General features: G+C 66.3%; 16 protein-coding genes. 10 read left to right on the plus strand and 6 right to left on the minus strand.

Going from position 1 to position 16,857, the window contains the following annotated elements:
- Positions 1-385: 385 nt before the first annotated feature.
- The 6 genes from AC0WRY_RS12040 to ku form a co-directional block, all read right to left on the minus strand.
- The gene (locus AC0WRY_RS12040) at positions 386-1,981 is read right to left on the minus strand and encodes an MBL fold metallo-hydrolase (RefSeq protein WP_194407188.1); all 1,596 of its coding nucleotides are present in this window, start codon (positions 1,979-1,981) and stop codon (positions 386-388) included.
- Positions 1,978-2,898 (minus strand): ribose-phosphate pyrophosphokinase, encoded by a 921-nt coding sequence (locus AC0WRY_RS12045; RefSeq protein ID WP_194407189.1) that lies wholly within the window; start codon positions 2,896-2,898, stop codon positions 1,978-1,980. The genes AC0WRY_RS12040 and AC0WRY_RS12045 overlap by 4 nt, the downstream gene beginning before the upstream one ends.
- Positions 2,895-4,436 (minus strand): thymidine phosphorylase family protein, encoded by a 1,542-nt coding sequence (locus AC0WRY_RS12050; RefSeq protein WP_194408238.1) that lies wholly within the window; start codon positions 4,434-4,436, stop codon positions 2,895-2,897. Before AC0WRY_RS12050 ends, AC0WRY_RS12045 begins: the two co-directional genes overlap by 4 nt.
- 217 nt (positions 4,437-4,653) lie before the next feature.
- Positions 4,654-4,818: a Flp family type IVb pilin gene (locus tag AC0WRY_RS12055; RefSeq protein WP_194408239.1), complete on the minus strand. Its 165-nt coding sequence runs from the start codon at positions 4,816-4,818 to the stop codon at positions 4,654-4,656.
- Between the two features lie 285 nt (positions 4,819-5,103).
- A complete protein-coding gene (locus AC0WRY_RS12060; RefSeq protein WP_194407190.1) occupies positions 5,104-5,340 on the minus strand; it encodes a hypothetical protein in 237 nt (78 codons plus the stop codon).
- Between the two features lie 58 nt (positions 5,341-5,398).
- The gene (gene ku, locus AC0WRY_RS12065) at positions 5,399-6,373 is read right to left on the minus strand and encodes a non-homologous end joining protein Ku (protein WP_194407191.1); all 975 of its coding nucleotides are present in this window, start codon (positions 6,371-6,373) and stop codon (positions 5,399-5,401) included.
- 234 nt (positions 6,374-6,607) lie between these two features.
- Between ku and AC0WRY_RS12070 the strand changes: the two genes are divergently transcribed.
- From AC0WRY_RS12070 to AC0WRY_RS12115, 10 genes are all read left to right on the plus strand, one after another.
- On the plus strand, positions 6,608-6,763 hold the full coding sequence (locus AC0WRY_RS12070) for a hypothetical protein (protein WP_174718932.1): 156 nt from the start codon (positions 6,608-6,610) through the stop codon (positions 6,761-6,763).
- A gap of 230 nt (positions 6,764-6,993) precedes the next feature.
- The gene (locus AC0WRY_RS12075; RefSeq protein WP_018315821.1) at positions 6,994-7,659 is read left to right on the plus strand and encodes a response regulator transcription factor; all 666 of its coding nucleotides are present in this window, start codon (positions 6,994-6,996) and stop codon (positions 7,657-7,659) included.
- Positions 7,660-7,753: 94 nt separating this feature from the next.
- Positions 7,754-9,130 carry a sensor histidine kinase gene (locus tag AC0WRY_RS12080; protein WP_194407192.1) on the plus strand — a complete coding sequence of 459 codons (1,377 nt, stop codon included), beginning with the start codon at positions 7,754-7,756 and terminating at the stop codon, positions 9,128-9,130.
- 160 nt (positions 9,131-9,290) lie between these two features.
- The gene (locus AC0WRY_RS12085) at positions 9,291-10,691 is read left to right on the plus strand and encodes a hypothetical protein (RefSeq protein ID WP_491123154.1); all 1,401 of its coding nucleotides are present in this window, start codon (positions 9,291-9,293) and stop codon (positions 10,689-10,691) included.
- 99 nt (positions 10,692-10,790) lie between these two features.
- The gene (locus AC0WRY_RS12090) at positions 10,791-11,060 is read left to right on the plus strand and encodes a hypothetical protein (RefSeq protein ID WP_194407194.1); all 270 of its coding nucleotides are present in this window, start codon (positions 10,791-10,793) and stop codon (positions 11,058-11,060) included.
- A 131-nt stretch (positions 11,061-11,191) separates the two neighbouring features.
- Positions 11,192-12,298, plus strand: a complete 1,107-nt coding sequence (gene ccmI / locus AC0WRY_RS12095; RefSeq protein ID WP_491123155.1) for a c-type cytochrome biogenesis protein CcmI — start codon at positions 11,192-11,194, stop codon at positions 12,296-12,298.
- Positions 12,299-12,335: 37 nt separating this feature from the next.
- Positions 12,336-12,863 (plus strand): cytochrome c maturation protein CcmE, encoded by a 528-nt coding sequence (gene ccmE / locus AC0WRY_RS12100; RefSeq protein ID WP_194407196.1) that lies wholly within the window; start codon positions 12,336-12,338, stop codon positions 12,861-12,863.
- Positions 12,860-14,842 carry a heme lyase CcmF/NrfE family subunit gene (locus AC0WRY_RS12105; RefSeq protein WP_194407197.1) on the plus strand — a complete coding sequence of 661 codons (1,983 nt, stop codon included), beginning with the start codon at positions 12,860-12,862 and terminating at the stop codon, positions 14,840-14,842. The genes ccmE and AC0WRY_RS12105 overlap by 4 nt, the downstream gene beginning before the upstream one ends.
- A gap of 4 nt (positions 14,843-14,846) precedes the next feature.
- The gene (locus tag AC0WRY_RS12110; protein WP_491123156.1) at positions 14,847-15,329 is read left to right on the plus strand and encodes a cytochrome c-type biogenesis protein; all 483 of its coding nucleotides are present in this window, start codon (positions 14,847-14,849) and stop codon (positions 15,327-15,329) included.
- 124 nt (positions 15,330-15,453) lie between these two features.
- Entirely contained in the window at positions 15,454-16,797 is a 1,344-nt protein-coding gene (locus tag AC0WRY_RS12115) for a methyl-accepting chemotaxis protein (protein ID WP_491123157.1), read from the plus strand.
- The last annotated feature ends 60 nt before the right edge of the window (positions 16,798-16,857 follow it).

A 16,857-nucleotide genomic window follows, 5' to 3' on the forward strand; every position in this document is an offset into this window, starting at 1 on the left:
CGCGCAGGGAAGGCCGGGCGACCGGCATCACCTGTCGTCCACCCCGTGCGCGTTCTCTAGCACACGCGGGACTTCGGGTGCCAGCCGGCGCCCGGCCTTCCCTGCGCCCTTGCTTTCGAAGAGGGCGGAAGAGACAGCAAAGCTCGGGCGAGATTCGCCGCGAGGATGAGCAGGTATGTCCATTGCCAAACAGCGGTCTCGTGCCCCGGACGCGCGGCGGCACGAAGTGATGCGGCGCAGAGCCGAGGCCCATATCTCACAGCGCGACCGTCGGAAACATGGGTCCCGGCTCTGCGCAGCAGCGCAAGAGCGCTGCTGCGCGTCCGGGACACGAGAGCGGTGCGATATCGCCAATGACGTCGGTTGGAGAGGCGCCAACGCGCCGCTACGTCGTCTCCTCCAGCGCGCGGCGCAGCCGTCGGATGATCACGCCGCGGGCGCGGTCGTCGGCGGCGACTCCAATCCGGTCGTTGATGTCGAGCATGAGCTCGGACATCTCGTTGTGCCAGTCGAGGCGGGTCACGGCTTCCGGCGCGAGGCGGCGGCGGTGATCGACGTCGAGCACGCGCGGTTCGGGCGCGGCGAGTTCGTAGATGTCGTCCAGCGTCGGCTGATAGACCTTCGCCGCCGGAATGATGCGCTTGGCAACGCGTTCGGCGAGGCCTGCGATGGCGGCTTCCTCGCCGTGGACCAGGAACAGCCCGCGGGCGATCGGCCGGCGCGCCGCGATCCAACCGGCCATGCCGGCACCGTCGGCATGGCCCGAATATTCGTCGATCATGCGGATGCGGGCGGCGACCTTGATCTCCTCGCCCTGGATCCGCACCGCCTTGGCCCCGTTCTGCAGGAAGCGGCCGAGCGTGCCGTTGGCCTGGAAGCCGGCGAGCAGCACGGTCGCGCGCTCGTTCCACAGCCAGCGCTTCAGATGATGGCGGATGCGGCCGGCGTCGCACATGCCGCTTGCGGCGATGATGATGTGGAATCCGGACAGGCGCATGATCGCCTTGCTCTCGTCCGCCGTCTCCGTGAATTTGAGATGCGGCGAGTTGAGCAGCCGCGCGGCATCGACCGATGGGTCGAGGCTCTCGGCATGGCGGCGAAACACTTCGGTGGCGCGGATCGCGAGCGGAGAATCGAGGAAGATCGGTGCGGTCGGAATCTCGCCGTGCTCCATCAGGTCGACGAGATCGACGATCAGCTCCTGGGTGCGCTCGACCGCGAAGGCGGGCAGCAGCAGCGCGCCGCCGGCCGCCGCCGCATCGCGCACCTCGGCCGCGAGGTGCTTGCGGCGAAGGGCAGGCGTCGTCGCCTCGCGCACCCGGTCGCCATAGGTCGATTCCGAGATGACGTAGTCGAGATCGCTTGGCGCTTCGGGATCGGGTTGCAGCAGCTTGGCCTCCGGCCCGACGTCGCCGGAGAGCAGCACGCGCAGCGGACGTGGCGCGCCCTGCTCGGCGATCTCGAGCTCGATCGAGGCCGAGCCGAGCAGATGGCCCGCGTTCCAGTAGCGCGCGCGGACGCCCGGGATCACGTCGGTCCAGCGTTCGTAGTCGACCGCTCGAAACGATTGCAGCGATGCGATCGCATCGGCCTGCGTGTAGATGGGGAAAACTTCCTTGCGGCCTCGCGAGGCGTTGCGCCGGTTGAGCTGGGTGACTTCCGATTCCTGGATGCTGCCGGCGTCGGGCAGCATGTAGGAGCAGAGATCGATCGTGCCGCGCGTCGCCAGGATCGGTCCCTCGAATCCCGCGCGCACGAGTTTCGGCAACAGGCCGCTATGGTCGATATGGGCATGCGTGAGCAGCACGGCATCGATATCGGCGGGGCGAAACGGAAAGGCGCCGTAGTTGAGCTCCTTCAGCGTCTTCTGGCCCTGGAACAGGCCGCAATCGACCAGGAAGCGGCCGCCTGCGGTCTGGAACAGATAGCTCGATCCCGTCACGGTGCGGGCGGCACCGCAAAATCGAACGGTAGTGCTCATGGAATCGTCTCCGCAAGATGTGTCGTCGGCAGTTCGGACCGCAACGCGGTCGCGAGAATCTCGTCGAGCGCGATCGCGTTGGTCGGGTGCGGCACGCTGTCGGTCGAGCGGATCGACCGGATGCCAGCGCTGGAGAATGCGACGGTCATCGCGGGCGGAAACAGCGCGTGCGTGATGACAGCGTCGACGGCGGTCGCGCCCATCGCCGTCAGAGCCTTGGCCGCTTCCATCAGCGTCGTCCCTGAGGAGACGATATCGTCCACCAGCAGCGCCGGCCGTCCCGACAGCAGCCCGGGATCGGCAAAACTGATCGCCACGGAACGATCGCCGTGTCGCGTCTTGTTTGCCGCCGTGTGCTGCAATTGCAGCCGGCGCGCGATGTCGCTGACCCAGGGCTCGGACTCCATGTCGGGTCCGATCACGATGGTCGAGGGGTCGATGCCGCCGCTTGCCAGTGCGGCCGCGATCGCAGGCATGGCGGACAGATTCTCCGCTTCAATGCCTGGAAAGACCAAGCGGATGTCGGAGGTGCGATGCAAATGCGCATCCACGGTGACGATTCGGTCGACGGTCCTTGCGAGCAGATCACCCATGGCACGCTGGCTGATGGCCTCGCCCGCATGAAACGCAGCATCCTGCCGCATGTAGCAGAGATAGGGCGCGACCAGCACCAGCCGCTTCGAACCGCCACGTCGCAAGGCCTCCGCAGCGAACAGCAGGGCGATCAGCTTGTCATTGGGTTGATCGAGCGGGGCATAGAGGAGGGTGGTGTCTGTCGCCGGCGCGACGGTGACGCGCAGCTCGCCGTCCGGAAAGCGATGCACGGCGATCTCCGCGCAGGACAACCCAAGCCGCGCCGCAAGGCGTTTCGCCGCATCGTTGCCGCCGGACAATGTCTGCAGCGCGATCGTGCTCATGGCGCGGTCTTGCCCTGCGGGGGCTCATGACCGTTGACGACGTAACCGCTCTCCTCGGTGGCGGCATCGGTGGCCAGGTCATGCTCGGGGCGGCCGAACGTGTAGACGCGATAGAGCGGCTCGCCCTGCTCGACGCGATCGCCGATCTTCTTGAACAGGCGGATGCCGGCACCCTTGTCGAGCGGCGCGCCGGCGGTGCGGGCGAGGCGGTTCAGACGCAGGCAGTCGATGGCGGACACGGTGCCGTCATGCGCCGCCTTGACGTCGAAGCTGAGCGATCCCAGCTCGCTGCCGCATGTCGACGGGCCCTGGGCGTCGATGATCTTCTGCATCTGCTTCAGCGCCGCGCCGCTGTCGAGCAGCTCGCGCGCCCGCGCATAGCCGGCGCCGCCGCGCAGCTTCGGATCGTATTCCAGCAGATGCGCGGCCAGCCGCAGCGACTTCTCGCGCAGATCGCGAGGCGCATCCGGATCGTTGCCGAGCACGGCCATGACGTCATTGGCCTCGAGCACCGGGCCGATGCCGTTGCCGATCGGCTGGCTGCCATCGGTCATGATCACCTCGACCGAGCGGCCGAAGCGGTCGCCGACGAATTCGAACAGCTTGCGCAGCCGCATCGCCTCGACGCCGCTCGTGACCTTCGCGGTCGGCCCGACCGGAATGTCGATCAACAGATGCGTCGAGCCGGCCGCGATCTTCTTGGACATGATGGAGGCGACCATCTGCTCGCGGGTATCGAGGCTGAGCGGGCGCTCGACGGAGATCAGGACGTCGTCGGCCGGCGACAGGTTCACATGTCCGCCCCAGATCAGGCAGCCATTGCAGGCCGAGACGATCGCCTTCATCTCCTCGACGCCGACATTGACCCGCGCCAGCACCTCCATCGTGTCGGCGGTGCCGGCGGGCGAGGTGATGGCGCGCGAGGAGGTCTTGGGGATCGGCAGGCCATGCGCGGCGACGATCGGCACCACCACCATCGAGGTGCGATTGCCGGGGATGCCTCCGATGCAATGCTTGTCGACGACAACAGGCGTCGGCCACACCAATTGCGTGCCGGCCTGGGCCATCGCGCCGGTGAGGGCGAGCAGCTCGTCGCTGGTGATGAAGCTCGCCGAGCCGATCAGGAAGGCGGCGATCTCCATGTCCGAGTAGCGATAATGGGCGAGGTCGTCGATGATCGCGCCGATCTCGGCCTGGCTCAAGGTTCGGCCGCGGATCTTTGCGCGCACCGCTTCCAGGCTCTCCGGAGGCGAGGCCGGCCTGACGGTGACCTGGGTGCCCACGCCTTGCGCGAAGCGGTGGAACGCGGGTTCAGAGAGGCCGATCTCGTCGGGGGCCACCAGCGTATCGTCGTCGGTGATCAGCAGCGTCGCCAGCAGGACCTTGCCGCCCTGGCGCAGCTCGACGCGGCTGAAGCCGCGGAAGATCTCGGCGCGCAGCGCTTTCGACTGCCGGGAGAGCACGACGACGTTTTCGCGTCCGGTATCGAGCCGGACACGGCGTATCTTCAGTTGGGCGTGCGGAAGGTCTGGATGCATGGACGGGCCGGCAGGAGGAAACTCGGCGTCCATGCTTAGACGTCGCGGTCCTGATGCTGTTGACCCAGATCATGGCCCGCGCGCGGCTACAGCACGGGCGGGCTGCGGCGTGCCGTCACGCAGCCGTGCTGCTGCAGGCGCGTCGGTCCGGAAATGGGAGGAGCCGAATGCGGCGGCGATATCGCCGATATCGGCCCCGGCCAGATCGGGATCGGGGCTACTTCATTGCCGTGCTGATTGCGACGAACTTACTGTTGAGGAGGGTCGTGCCCATGGTGTTCACGGCCGTTATGATTGCCAGCGCGATGCCGGCGGCGATGAGACCGTACTCGATCGCGGTCGCACCGTTTTCATCGGCAAGGAAAGACCTAAGCAAAGGCATTGCCAACTCCTGTTCGTCCGATCCAACGTATGACCGCGTCGTCATCGAATTCGTCAATAGATCGAATAAGTCTTTATGCGCGCCAAAAGAATTAAGACCGGGCGATCGCGCCTCCGCTGATACGACGGCAGTCATTAAATTAAGGTTCCGCCGGCCTGTCCAAATGGATTCAAATCGCGGGGCCCGTGTGGCTGGTCAAGCCTCGGGAGGCGCTTGCACGATACCGGCATCGAGAGAGGGGTGGCGCTTAACGAATTGTTGAGGCTGTTTGCCGGGCCATCGCGGTCATCGGCGCCCGCCAGGCGCGTTCAGGGCCCGCAACATGGCGATACGGGCGAACATCATCCAGCCGCCGCCCGTCTCGGCCGCATTGATCAAGGTCTCGACGGCGGTCTGCCAATGCGCCTCGTGCTGGGCGTCCGCGGGCAGCTGCATGATGTAGTCGGCGGCGTCCTGGAGCGTGAGCAGCGCGCGCTTGCTGCTCACGCGAACGGGATCGTCGAACGCCGTCGACCAGGGCATGTCAGGCCGCCCGATCCGCGAGAGGTGACATCACGGCGTGATCGCGCGCGCGGTGCGGCTAACCGGCCTTCTTCGTTCGCGCCGGCGCGCGCACCGGCTTGTCGGGCTTCTTCGGTGCGGTTGCGGCCTTCGCCGCGGCCTCCTTGCCACCCTTGCCGGCGATCGGCAGCAGCATCTCGCGCTGGCCCTCGACGCGCTTCTTCGGCTTCTTGGCCTTGGTCTCCTTGGCGACCTTCGCCGCGGGCGCGGTATCCTTCTCGTTCGCGATGCTCTTCTTCAGCGCGTCCATCAGGTTGATGACGTTGCTGCCGGTCTTCGGCGCGGCCTTGGCCGCGATCGGCATGCCCGAGCGCTTCTTGTTGATGAGATCGATCAGGGCGGTCTCGTAATGATCCTCGAACAGCTCGGGCTCGAACGCGCCGGACTTCTTCTCGACGATGTGCTTGGCGAGGTCGAGCATGTCCCTGGTGAGCTTCACGTCCTGGATGTCGTCGAAATATTCGCTCTCGCTGCGGACCTCGTAGGGATAGCGCAGCAGCGTGCCCATCAGCCCGCTCTCGAGCGGCTCGAGCGCGATGATGTGCTCGCGGTTGGTCAGCACCACGCGGCCGATCGCGACCTTGTCCATGCTGCGGATGGTCTCGCGGATCACGGCATAGGCGTCGTGGCCGACCTTGCCGTCCGGCACGAGATAATAGGGGCGGATCAGATAGCGGTTGTCGATGTCGGACTTCGGCACGAACTCGTCGATCTCGATCGTGTGCGTGGAGTCCAGCGCGATGTCGTCGAGCTCGTCCTTGGTGACCTCGATATAGGTGTCGGTGTCGACCTTGTAGCCCTTGACGATGTCCTCGGAGGTGACCTCGTCGCCGGTCTCGGCGTCGACCTTGAGGTACTTGATCCGGTGCCCGGTCTTGCGGTTGATCTGGTTGAAGGAGACCTTCTCGGTATCCGAAGTGGCCGGATAGAGCGCGACCGGGCAGGTCACGAGCGACAGACGCAGAAAACCCTTCCAATTGGCGCGGGGGGCCATGGGCTACTCCAAACGCAACGGGGACAGACGACTAGGATACCATCGGGGAACAACGAATCAAAGCAAGGTCGGCTGCTGAATCTTGCAACTGCGTTAACTGGCCGCTGGGCCATGCTGTGCCGCCCGATCCGGCCGCAAAAGCCGGAACATCGTATCCCATCACGCGTTGGCTCTGGACATCGGCTGCGAGGAGGTCGCGGCTATCGGGAGCGACATCCAGAGATTGAGGGCATCATGGCAACCACGCGAGAGCAGCATCAGATCGTCGAAACGGCAACCGAGGCGCGGCAGGGTGAACCTGGGCCGTCCGTTGCCGCCCTGCTCGCCATCTCGACCGGGCTTGCGATCCTGATCCTCGCCGTCATCTGGTTCGTGTTCTTCCGGACCTGACGGCCAAATTCACGGGAAGGGCGGACCTTCCACTTGCCGCAGTCCGCGGCACATCTGCGCCCGTCCTGCTGCCGGCTCATCCGGCCGCAGGGCGGGCGCAGTCGCGTTGGCTGCGAACACGGCGTATATGACCAAAAAGTAACGCGGCAGGTTCCCGGCGTTCATATTCAGTTCACGCCGGAATTGCTCATCTGGCGCAGTGTTGATGCGGCCTATCTCTGGAGAGAAACGTGCGCCTGCTCGTTGTTGAGGACGACCCCGATCTCAATCGCCAGCTCACCAAGGCGCTGACCGACGCTGGCTATGTCGTCGATCGGGCCTTCGACGGGGAGGAGGGGCATTATCTCGGCGACAACGAGCCGTATGATGCCGTCGTGCTCGACATAGGTCTGCCGAAGAAGGACGGCATCTCGGTGCTGGAGGCCTGGCGCCGCAACGGCCGCACCATGCCGGTCCTGATCCTCACCGCACGCGACCGCTGGAGCGACAAGGTGCAGGGCTTCGATGCCGGCGCCGACGACTATGTCGCAAAACCGTTCCATCTGGAGGAAGTGCTGGCGCGCATCCGTGCGCTGCTGCGCCGCTCCACCGGCCATGCCCAGAGCGAGCTCAGCTGCGGCCCCGTGACCCTCGACACCCGCACCGGCCGGGTCAGCGTTTCCGGCAATCCCGTCAAGATGACCTCGCACGAATATCGGCTTCTGGCCTACCTGATGCACCATTCCGGGCGTGTGGTGTCCCGCACCGAGCTGGTCGAGCACCTCTACGACCAGGACTTCGACCGCGACTCCAACACGATCGAAGTGTTCGTCGGCCGCATCCGCAAGAAGCTCGACGTCGACATCATCCAGACCGTCCGCGGCCTCGGCTATCTCCTGACCCCGCCGGCCGCTTGAGGCGTTCCGGGGCTTGACGGGCCGCCCCACAGGGGCCTTGGTCCGATCATGACCTCCGCCGCCCTGCCATCCTGCGCCTCCCGGGATCGTTCCGATGGCCGCTAGCTCACTTGCCAACCGACTGTTCCTGTCGGCGACCGCCTGGCTCGTGGTGATCCTGGCCATCACCGGCGTGGTGCTGTCGTCGGTCTACAAGAACGCCACGGAGCGCGCCTTCGACCGCCGGCTCAACCTCTATCTGCGCACCCTGATCGCGGAGGTCGCGACCCCCGACGAGCCGCCGGACCGCCAGTTCCAGTCGCTGGGCGAGCCCCTGTTCGAGCTGCCGCTGTCGGGCTGGTACTGGCAGATCACGCGGACCGACACCGAGAAGCCGGAAGTGCGGTCCTCGCGCTCGCTCTGGGACAAGAAGCTGCCGAAGCTGGAGGAGCAGGGCACCGAGCTCACCGCCGCCGGCATTCGCCTCGCCTATGTCGACGGGCCCGAGGGGCAGAATTTGCGCATGGTCGAACGTCCCGTCGATCTCGGCGCCGACGGCAAATTTCTCGTCAGCGTCGCCGGCGACGACACCGAGATTTTCGACGAGACGCGCAGCTTCGACTATTATCTCGGCGGCACCTTCACCGCGCTTGGCATCGTGCTGCTGCTGACGACCGTGTTCCAGGTCCGCTTCGGCCTCGCACCGCTCAAGCGCATCTCGGAATCGATTGCCGATATCCGCTCCGGGCGGGCGGAGCGGCTTGAGGGCGAATTCCCGGTCGAGATCGCGCCATTGGCGCGCGAGACCAACGCGCTGATCGATGCCAACCGCGAGATCGTCGAGCGCGCGCGGACCCATGTCGGCAATCTCGCCCACGCCATCAAGACGCCGCTCTCGGTGATCGTCAACGAGGCCGGCGCCCACATTGCCGATCCGTTCGCAGCCAAGGTGATGGAGCAGGCGGACGTGATGCGCGACCAAGTCGCCCATCATCTGGAGCGCGCGCGCATCGCGGCGCGGGTCTCCGTGGTCGCGACCGTGACGGAGGTGGCGCCTGCCATCGAGGCGCTGCGGCGGACCATGGAGAAGATCCATCGTGATCGCGGCATCGTGGTCGAGGCCAAGGCGGATCATTCGGCGAAATTTCGCGGCGAGCGCCAGGATCTGGAGGAGATGGTCGGCAATCTCGTCGACAACGCCTGCAAATGGGCGGCCTCGCGCGTCTTCATCGAGGTCCTCGTGGAGGCGCCGCACCAGGCGGGGGTGGGCCCGCGGCTGCGGATCATCGTCGATGACGACGGCCGCGGGCTGTCGGAGGCCGAGCGCGCCCAGGTCTCCCGGCGCGGCCAGCGGCTCGACGAGTCCAAGCCCGGATCGGGGCTGGGGCTGTCGATCGTGACCGACCTTGCCGCGCTCTACGGCGGCAGCCTCTCGCTCGGTGGCGCGCCGACCGGCGGCCTGCGGGCCGAACTGGTCCTTCCGGGAATATAATCCCTTGTTCCGACGTGGCTTTTCGATCCCGCCCAAGGCCTGCGGACGCCAACCGAGGGGATTCGACCCGACTTCCTAAACGGCTTCTTAAGTGGGCCCTCCTATGATCGCGCCCGGACGCATCCCATGTCCGCCATTTTACCGTGCATTACCCGGGCGCATGAGCCAGACATCGATCGAGCGGCTGAGGGAATATCTCGCGCAGCTCCCGCCGCAGTCGCAGGCGCTGCTGATGCGGGAGTTCGAGCGTGCGCTCGATCGCGGCCAGGACACCGCGGTGGCGACCCTCGTGCTCGAGCAGTTGCGCAAGATCGTCCGCAAGACCGAAGCCGAAGAAGCCCCGCCGCCGCGCACGGATGATCTGTCGCGGCTGCTGTTCCAGGCGCTGGAACCCTTCCTGGTCGAAGCCGGCACCCCGATCCGGGTCGGTCAGATCCGCCGCTCTTCGCTGCAGCCGATCTGGCAATGGCTCGGCCGCGACGGCGCGCCGGACAAGGTCAACGAATTCGAGGCCGCGCTGGCGCGTATGCCCGCCGACAGTGCGGGGCAGGTCGAGGCCTTGGCGCAGAAGCTCCAAGCGGTGGCTGCGGACGCCATTTTCGAGCTGACGGGTCCCGGCGGCGGCGACAAATCGCGCGCGCTGGCCCGGGTCGGCCCGCCCAACGTGATCGAGGACCTCTACTCGATCGGAGCGGTGCTGCAGGTCCGGGAGGCCATCGCCGGCCTGAACGAGAAGCTGCCGCGGACCTTGCGCGCCTTCGGCGATTCCCAGATCGCCTCGGTGACGTCGGCGCTCAACATTCCGGTGCTCCAGACGCCGCAGATGCTGCCCTTCGCGCTGTCGATCGTGGTGCAGCGGATGACCGCGCCGTGGCAGATCATCCGCCTCGCCATCAAGATTGCCGCCTCCGACGACGAGATCCGCGTTGCGGCGACGCCTTACGGCGTCGCGGTCACGATCGCGCTGCACGATCTGTCCTGTGTCGCCGCCACCCTGCGCATGGACATCAAGCGCGGCCATTTCGACAACGTGGCCGGCAACCTCAAGACGTTGCACGATGGCGTGCGGGGCCTGCGCACCGAGCTCGACCTGCGCAACGATTCCGCCTGGGGCAAGCAGCTGACCTCGATCCGGGCCGACATCTCCAACGCGCTGCAATCCGAGATCGACAGCGTTCCCGGTCGCGTCCGCCGCATCCTGCGCCAGCGCCCCGAGAAGGACATTCCACCGGGCGCGCGCATCGACAGCACCGAGGTTGAGGAAACCGTGGCGCTGATCGATTTCGTCGCGACCTGCCGCAATTATGCGAGCGAGCTTGCGATCAACGAGGTGACGCTGCGCACCTATTCCGATCTCCAGCAATACGTCGAACGTTCGACCGAGCAGCTGGTGCAGTCGTTGCGCGCCGCCGACCACAAGGTCCGCACCTACAGGCAGCAGCAGGTCGACGCCGCGATTCGCTTCTGCCAGGTGCTGTTTGGTGACGACTACGCCTCGCTGATGAGTCGGGCCGCGCAGAACGCCGCGACGGGCGAGCGCAAATCGTCGCGCGCAAGCTGATTCAAGCGCATCTTTTCGTGATCACAATTTGTGGTTGACGGTGCCGATGGCGCGCCGTACGGTCCCGTGCAACTCTGGGGAACTTCTATTTGTGGGCGCATGAAACCCGTTATCAGCTCGATCGAAATTGAGAACCGCATCATTGTTGCCAAGTATCAAAGACTGATGGTCGGCGCCAAGGTGGTGCTGATCGAGAAGGCAAGCGGTCGGCAATTGTCCGAGACCATCACCAGGGTTGCATCTCCGGTTCCGGTCGGCGCGCTGCGCATCAGACTGCCGGAGGCCGTCAAGCCGGGAACATACTTCCTGAAGGCCTTCAACGGGCACGGTGAGGACGCCGCGCAAAGTGCGGATTTCGAGATCGGCTAAGCCGTTGGTCTTCCACCGTTTCGAGACCGTGCGCGGTCGCGCCGAATTGACAATTGTCAATTGCCGCATCGTCCGGCCGTGGTGTAAAGCCACCTATGGGCGCGGTTCGTGCGCTGCCGGAAGCTTGCCAGATGACGCTATGGTTCGTGTTCGCGCTGATGACGGTCGCGGCGATTTTCGCCGTGCTTTGGCCGCTTGGCCGCAAGGGACGCGCGCAAGATCAGGGTAGCGAGGTCGCGGTCTACAAGGACCAGCTGGCCGAGGTCGAGCGTGATCTCGCCGCAGGCTTGATTCCGGCCCCGGACGCCGAGGCTGCGCGCGTCGAGATCAGCCGCAGGCTGCTTGCCGCGGCCGCCAGCGAGCCCGCGGTGGCACCGACGTCGAATCTGAAATGGCGCCGCGCCGCGGCCGTAGCGGCGCTCGCCGGCCTGCCGCTCGTTGCGATCGCCGTCTACATGCCGCTCGGCTCGCCCAAGCTCCAGGACTTCCCGCTGGCACAACGCGAGCGCGCGCCGGGCAAGGCGCAGTCGCTCGAGAATCTCGTCGAGCAGGTCCAGCAGCATCTGGAGAAGAATCCCACCGACGGGCGCGGCTGGAACGTGCTTGCGCCGGTGCTGCAGCGGCTCGGCCGTTTCGACGACGCCGTGCGCGCCTATCGCAGCTCGCTCACCTACAATGGCGAGAGCGCGGAGCGCCGGGCCGATCTCGGCGAGGCGCTCTCGGCCGCCGCCGGCGGCGTGGTGACCGCCGAGGCCAAGTCCGAATTCGACCGTGCCCACGCCCTGGACGCCGAGGATCCCAAGGCGAACTACTTCCTGGGCCTTGCCGCCGAGCAGGACGGCCGCAAGGACGATGCTGCCAATATCTGGCGCGCGCTGCTCGCGAAAGCGCCCGCGGATGCGCCGTGGCGTGCCCTGGTGCAGACCTCGCTGGCGCGGGTCGGCGGCGGTGGCACGATGCCCGCGTTGTCCGACGAGACGATTGCCGCTTCCAAGGACATGGCCGAAGGCGATCGCAACGCGATGGTGCGCGGCATGGTCGAGCGCCTCGCCACCCGGTTGAAGCAGAACGGCGACGACGTCGAGAGCTGGCTGCGCCTGGTGCGCGCCTATCTCGTGATGGGCGAGCGGGACAAGGCGATGGGGGCATCAGTCGATGCCCGGCAGGCGGTTGCCAGCGATGCCGAGCGGCTTCGCCAGCTCAACGAAGGCCTCAAGACGCTCGGGCTCGGCGGATGACGATGTCGGGACGAGAGCAGCGGAGAACGGATACGCCATGACGCGCAAGCAGCGACGTATGACCATCATCGGCGGCTCGCTCGCCGTGCTCGCGCTTGCGGCCGCGCTGGTGCTCAACGCCCTTCGCGACTCCATCGTGTTCTTCTCGACGCCAACCATGGTCGCCGAGAAGCACGTCGAGCCGGGCAAGCGGTTTCGTCTCGGCGGGCTGGTGCAGCCCGGCTCGCTGCAGCGCGGGGACAATCTCGCGGTGAGTTTCGAGGTCGCCGACGGCAACGCCAAGCTGCCGGTGGCCTACAAGGGCATCCTGCCCGACCTGTTCCGCGAGGGGCAGGGCGTCGTCGCCGAAGGCGCGCTCGACGCCAATGGCGTGTTCAAGGCCGATACCGTGCTCGCCAAGCACGACGAGACCTACATGCCCAAGGATGTTGCCGATGCCCTGAAGAAGCAGGGGCACTGGAAGGACGATTACGGCGGCAAGCCTTCCGACGGCGGCAAGACGTCTGATGCAGGCAAGCCCGCGGCGACGACCGCGCAAGGCAATCCGCAGGGAGCAGTGCGGTGATCGCAGAATCCGGACATTACGCGCTGGTGCTGGCGCTTGGGCTCGCACTGATCCAATCCGTCGTGCCCCTGATCGGCGCGCGCCTGCACGACGTTGCGCTCATGAACGTGGCGCGCTCCGCGGCGTTGGCGCAACTGCTGTTCGTCGGCGCCTCGTTCACAGCGCTCGTGATGCTGCACGTGAACTCGGATTTCTCCGTTGCCAACGTCTACGAGAATTCCCACTCGATGAAGCCGCTGCTCTACAAGATCACCGGCGTGTGGGGAAACCATGAAGGCTCGATGCTCCTGTGGGTCTCGATCCTGGCCTTGTTCGGCGGGCTGGTTGCCGCCTTCGGCAATAATCTGCCGCTGTCGCTGCGCGCACATGTGCTCGCCGTCCAGGCCTGGGTCGCCAGCGCCTTCTATCTCTTCATCCTCGTGACCTCGAACCCCTTCCTGCGCATCGCGAGCCCGCCGATCGAGGGACGCGATCTCAATCCGGTGCTCCAGGACATCGGGCTCGCCGTTCATCCGCCGATGCTCTATCTCGGCTATGTCGGCTTCTCGATCTCGTTCTCCTTCGCCATCGCGGCGCTGATGGAGGGGCGGATCGACGCGGCCTGGGCGCGCTGGGTCCGGCCGTGGACGCTGGTCGCGTGGATCTTCCTCACGCTCGGCATCGCCATGGGATCGTACTGGGCCTATTACGAGCTCGGCTGGGGCGGCTGGTGGTTCTGGGATCCGGTCGAGAACGCCTCGCTGATGCCGTGGCTCTCCGGCACGGCGCTGCTCCATTCGGCGCTGGTGATGGAGAAGCGCAACGCGCTGAAGGTCTGGACCATCCTGCTCTCGATCCTGACCTTCTCGCTGTCGCTGCTCGGCACCTTCCTGGTGCGTTCGGGCGTCATCACCTCGGTGCACGCCTTCGCCACCGACCCCACCCGCGGCGTATTCATCCTGCTGATCCTCTGCCTGTTCATCGGCGGCAGCCTGTCGCTGTTCGCGGGCCGTGCCAGCTCGTTGAAGCAGGGCGGCCTGTTCGCGCCGATCTCGCGCGAGGGCGCGCTGGTCCTGAACAATCTGCTGCTTACGGTCGCCTGCGCCGTCGTGCTGTTCGGCACGCTCTATCCGCTGGCGATGGAGATGCTCGCCGACTTCAAGATGTCGGTCGGTGCACCCTTCTACAACCTGACCTTCGCGCCGCTGTTCGCGCTGTTGCTGCTTGCCGTGCCGTTCGGGCCGATGCTGGCGTGGAAGCGCGGCGATTTGCTCGGCGTGACGCAGCGTCTGCTGGCTGCAGGCGTTGCCGGGCTCGTCGCCGTCGCCGTCGCCTGGGGCTGGGCAACGGGCGGCAGCACGCTGGCGCCGCTCGCGATCGGGCTTGGCGTCTTCGTCATCGCCGGCGCCATCACCGACATCGTCGAGCGGACCGGCCTCGTGCGGCTGCCGTTCGCAACGGTGCTGCACCGGGCCCGCGGCCTGCCGCGCTCGGCCTGGGGCACGGCGTTTGCGCATGCCGGCCTCGGTGTCGCGCTGATCGGGATCGTCTGCGAGACCACCTGGAACAGCGAACACATCGCGACGATGAAGCAGAACGACGTCGCTCACATCGCCGGCTTCGACGTCAAGCTCGACGGACTGCTGCAGCGTCAGGGCCCGAACTTTCGCGAGATGATCGCGCAGTTCAACGTCAGCCGCGACGGCGCCCCGCTCAGCGTCATGACGCCGTCCAAGCGCAGCTTCACCACCCGCGGCTCCTCGACCACCGAGGCCGCGCTGCTGACGCGCGGCGCCAGCCAGCTCTACATTTCGCTCGGCGACGCCAATGCCGAGGGCGCCATCGCCGTACGCATCTACTACAAGCCGATGGTGCTCATGATCTGGTGGGGGCCGGTGCTGATGGCGTTCGGCGGCGTGCTGTCGCTGTCCGACCGGCGCCTGCGGGTCGGCGCGCCGAAGCCGGCGCGGGCCAAGCAGCGCCTCCAGCCGGCGGAGTGATCCGATGCGCCGGATGATGGCTGCGTTCGCCGTGCTGATGCTGCTGGCTTTGCCTGCGGCCCACGCGGTGCAGCCCGACGAGATCATGTCGGATCCCGCCAAGGAAGCCCGTGCGCGCGAGCTGTCGCGCGAACTGCGCTGCATGGTCTGCCAGAACCAGTCGATCGACGATTCCGATGCGCCGCTGGCGCGCGACCTGCGGCTCCTGGTGCGCGAGCGCATCGGCGCCGGCGACAGCAATTCGCAGGTGCTCGACTTCCTGGTCGCGCGCTACGGCGAGTTCGTGCTGCTGAAGCCGCGCTTCGAGCGTCAGACTCTGGTGCTGTGGCTGCTCGGGCCGCTGCTGCTGATGGCGGGCGGCGCGGCACTGTGGCTGCAAATCCGGCGTCGCGCGCGTGATGGTGCCGATTTACCAGCGCCGCCACTCACGCCCGATGAACAGGCACGGGTCGCGGCCTTGATGTCCGACGAAGCCAAATCTCCCTAGCAACTCACGCGCCCTGGTTACGTAATGCTACGTAGACGGGCGGCCCGCCGCCGCGCGGTTCATGGTATTTTGACCTTTGTCTGGAAGTTTGTCGCGAGCTTTGATTCCAGACTCCGAGTCCCCGATGTTCGCGAACAGCAATCTGACGATCCGCTTCCTGGTCGGCGCCGTCGTCGCTGCATTATTGTTTCTGCTCGGCATTGGCGGCGGCACCGGCTTCATCGCGGTGCTCTATCTCAACAACGAGATCACCGGCCTGTCCGCGGACTTCGCGGCGCTGAGCGGTCCTGCGCGCGATCACGCCATGCAAATCTATCAGCAGGCGCAGACCGCGTTCTCGTTTTTCCTGGCCGCCTGCGGCGTGATCGCAATCGTCGCCTTCGCGATCTGCCTCACCACCTGGTTCGCCGTCCGCAACGGCATCCTGAATCCCCTGGCGGCGATCGTCCATGCGATGCGCGAGGTCGCCGACCAGAAGTTCGAGACATCAGTCCCCGGGCTCGGCCGCACCAACGAGATCGGCCTGCTGGCCGGCGCGCTGGAGGTCTTCAAGACCAACGGCATCGAGCGGCGCCACCTCACCGAACGGCAGCTGCACGAAGCGCAGCACCAGGCCGAGCGATCGAAATTCCTGGACGACCGGATCAAGCGCTTCAACGATCTCGTTGCCAGCGTCGTCGACAGCGTGGCGTCGTCGGCGGTGCATCTGAAGAGCAACGCCGAGACGCTGTCGCGAACGGCCAACGACACCAGCACCAAGGCCAATGCGGTGGCGAGCGCCGCGAGCCAGGCCAGCGCCAGCGTGCAGACGGTGGCAGGCTCTGCCGGGGAGATGACGAATTCGATCGGCACGATCAGCCGCCGCGTCACGGACGCGACCCAGCGCGCCGAAGGTGCGGCGTCGCAGGCGGAGAAGAGCCGTGACACCATCCACACGCTGTCCGATGCCGCCGACAAGATCGGCGAGGTCGTCCAGCTCGTGCAGGCGATCGCGTCGCAGACCAATCTGCTGGCGCTGAACGCCACCATCGAGGCGGCGCGGGCAGGGGAGGCCGGCAAGGGATTTGCGGTGGTCGCCTCCGAGGTAAAGAATCTGGCGCATCAGACCAGCAAGGCGACGGAGGAGATCACCTCCCATGTCGCCAGCATTCAGGGCATCACAGCCGAGACCCGCGGCGCGATCGACGCCATCTCCAAGACGCTGTCTGAGATCTCGTCGATCATGTCCGGCATCGAGATCGACACCGCCCAGCAGCGTAACGCGACCCAGGAGATCACGCGCAGCGCCCAGGACGCCGCGCGCGGGACCCTCGACGTTTCCAACCATATCGTTCAGATCACCTCGACCTCCGCAGAGACCGGCCGAATGGCCGCCGAGGCCAGGGATTCGGCGGTCGATCTGTCGCAGCAGGCCGAGACCCTGAAGCGCGAGGTCGACGAGTTCATCGTCAGCGTCAGGGCGAGCTAAGCACGTAAAAAAGGCGCCTTTCGCGCCATCACGGGAACTTGGTTAAGTTCCTGGGGAATC

It is taken from the genome of Bradyrhizobium sp. T-12 (assembly GCF_058314695.1).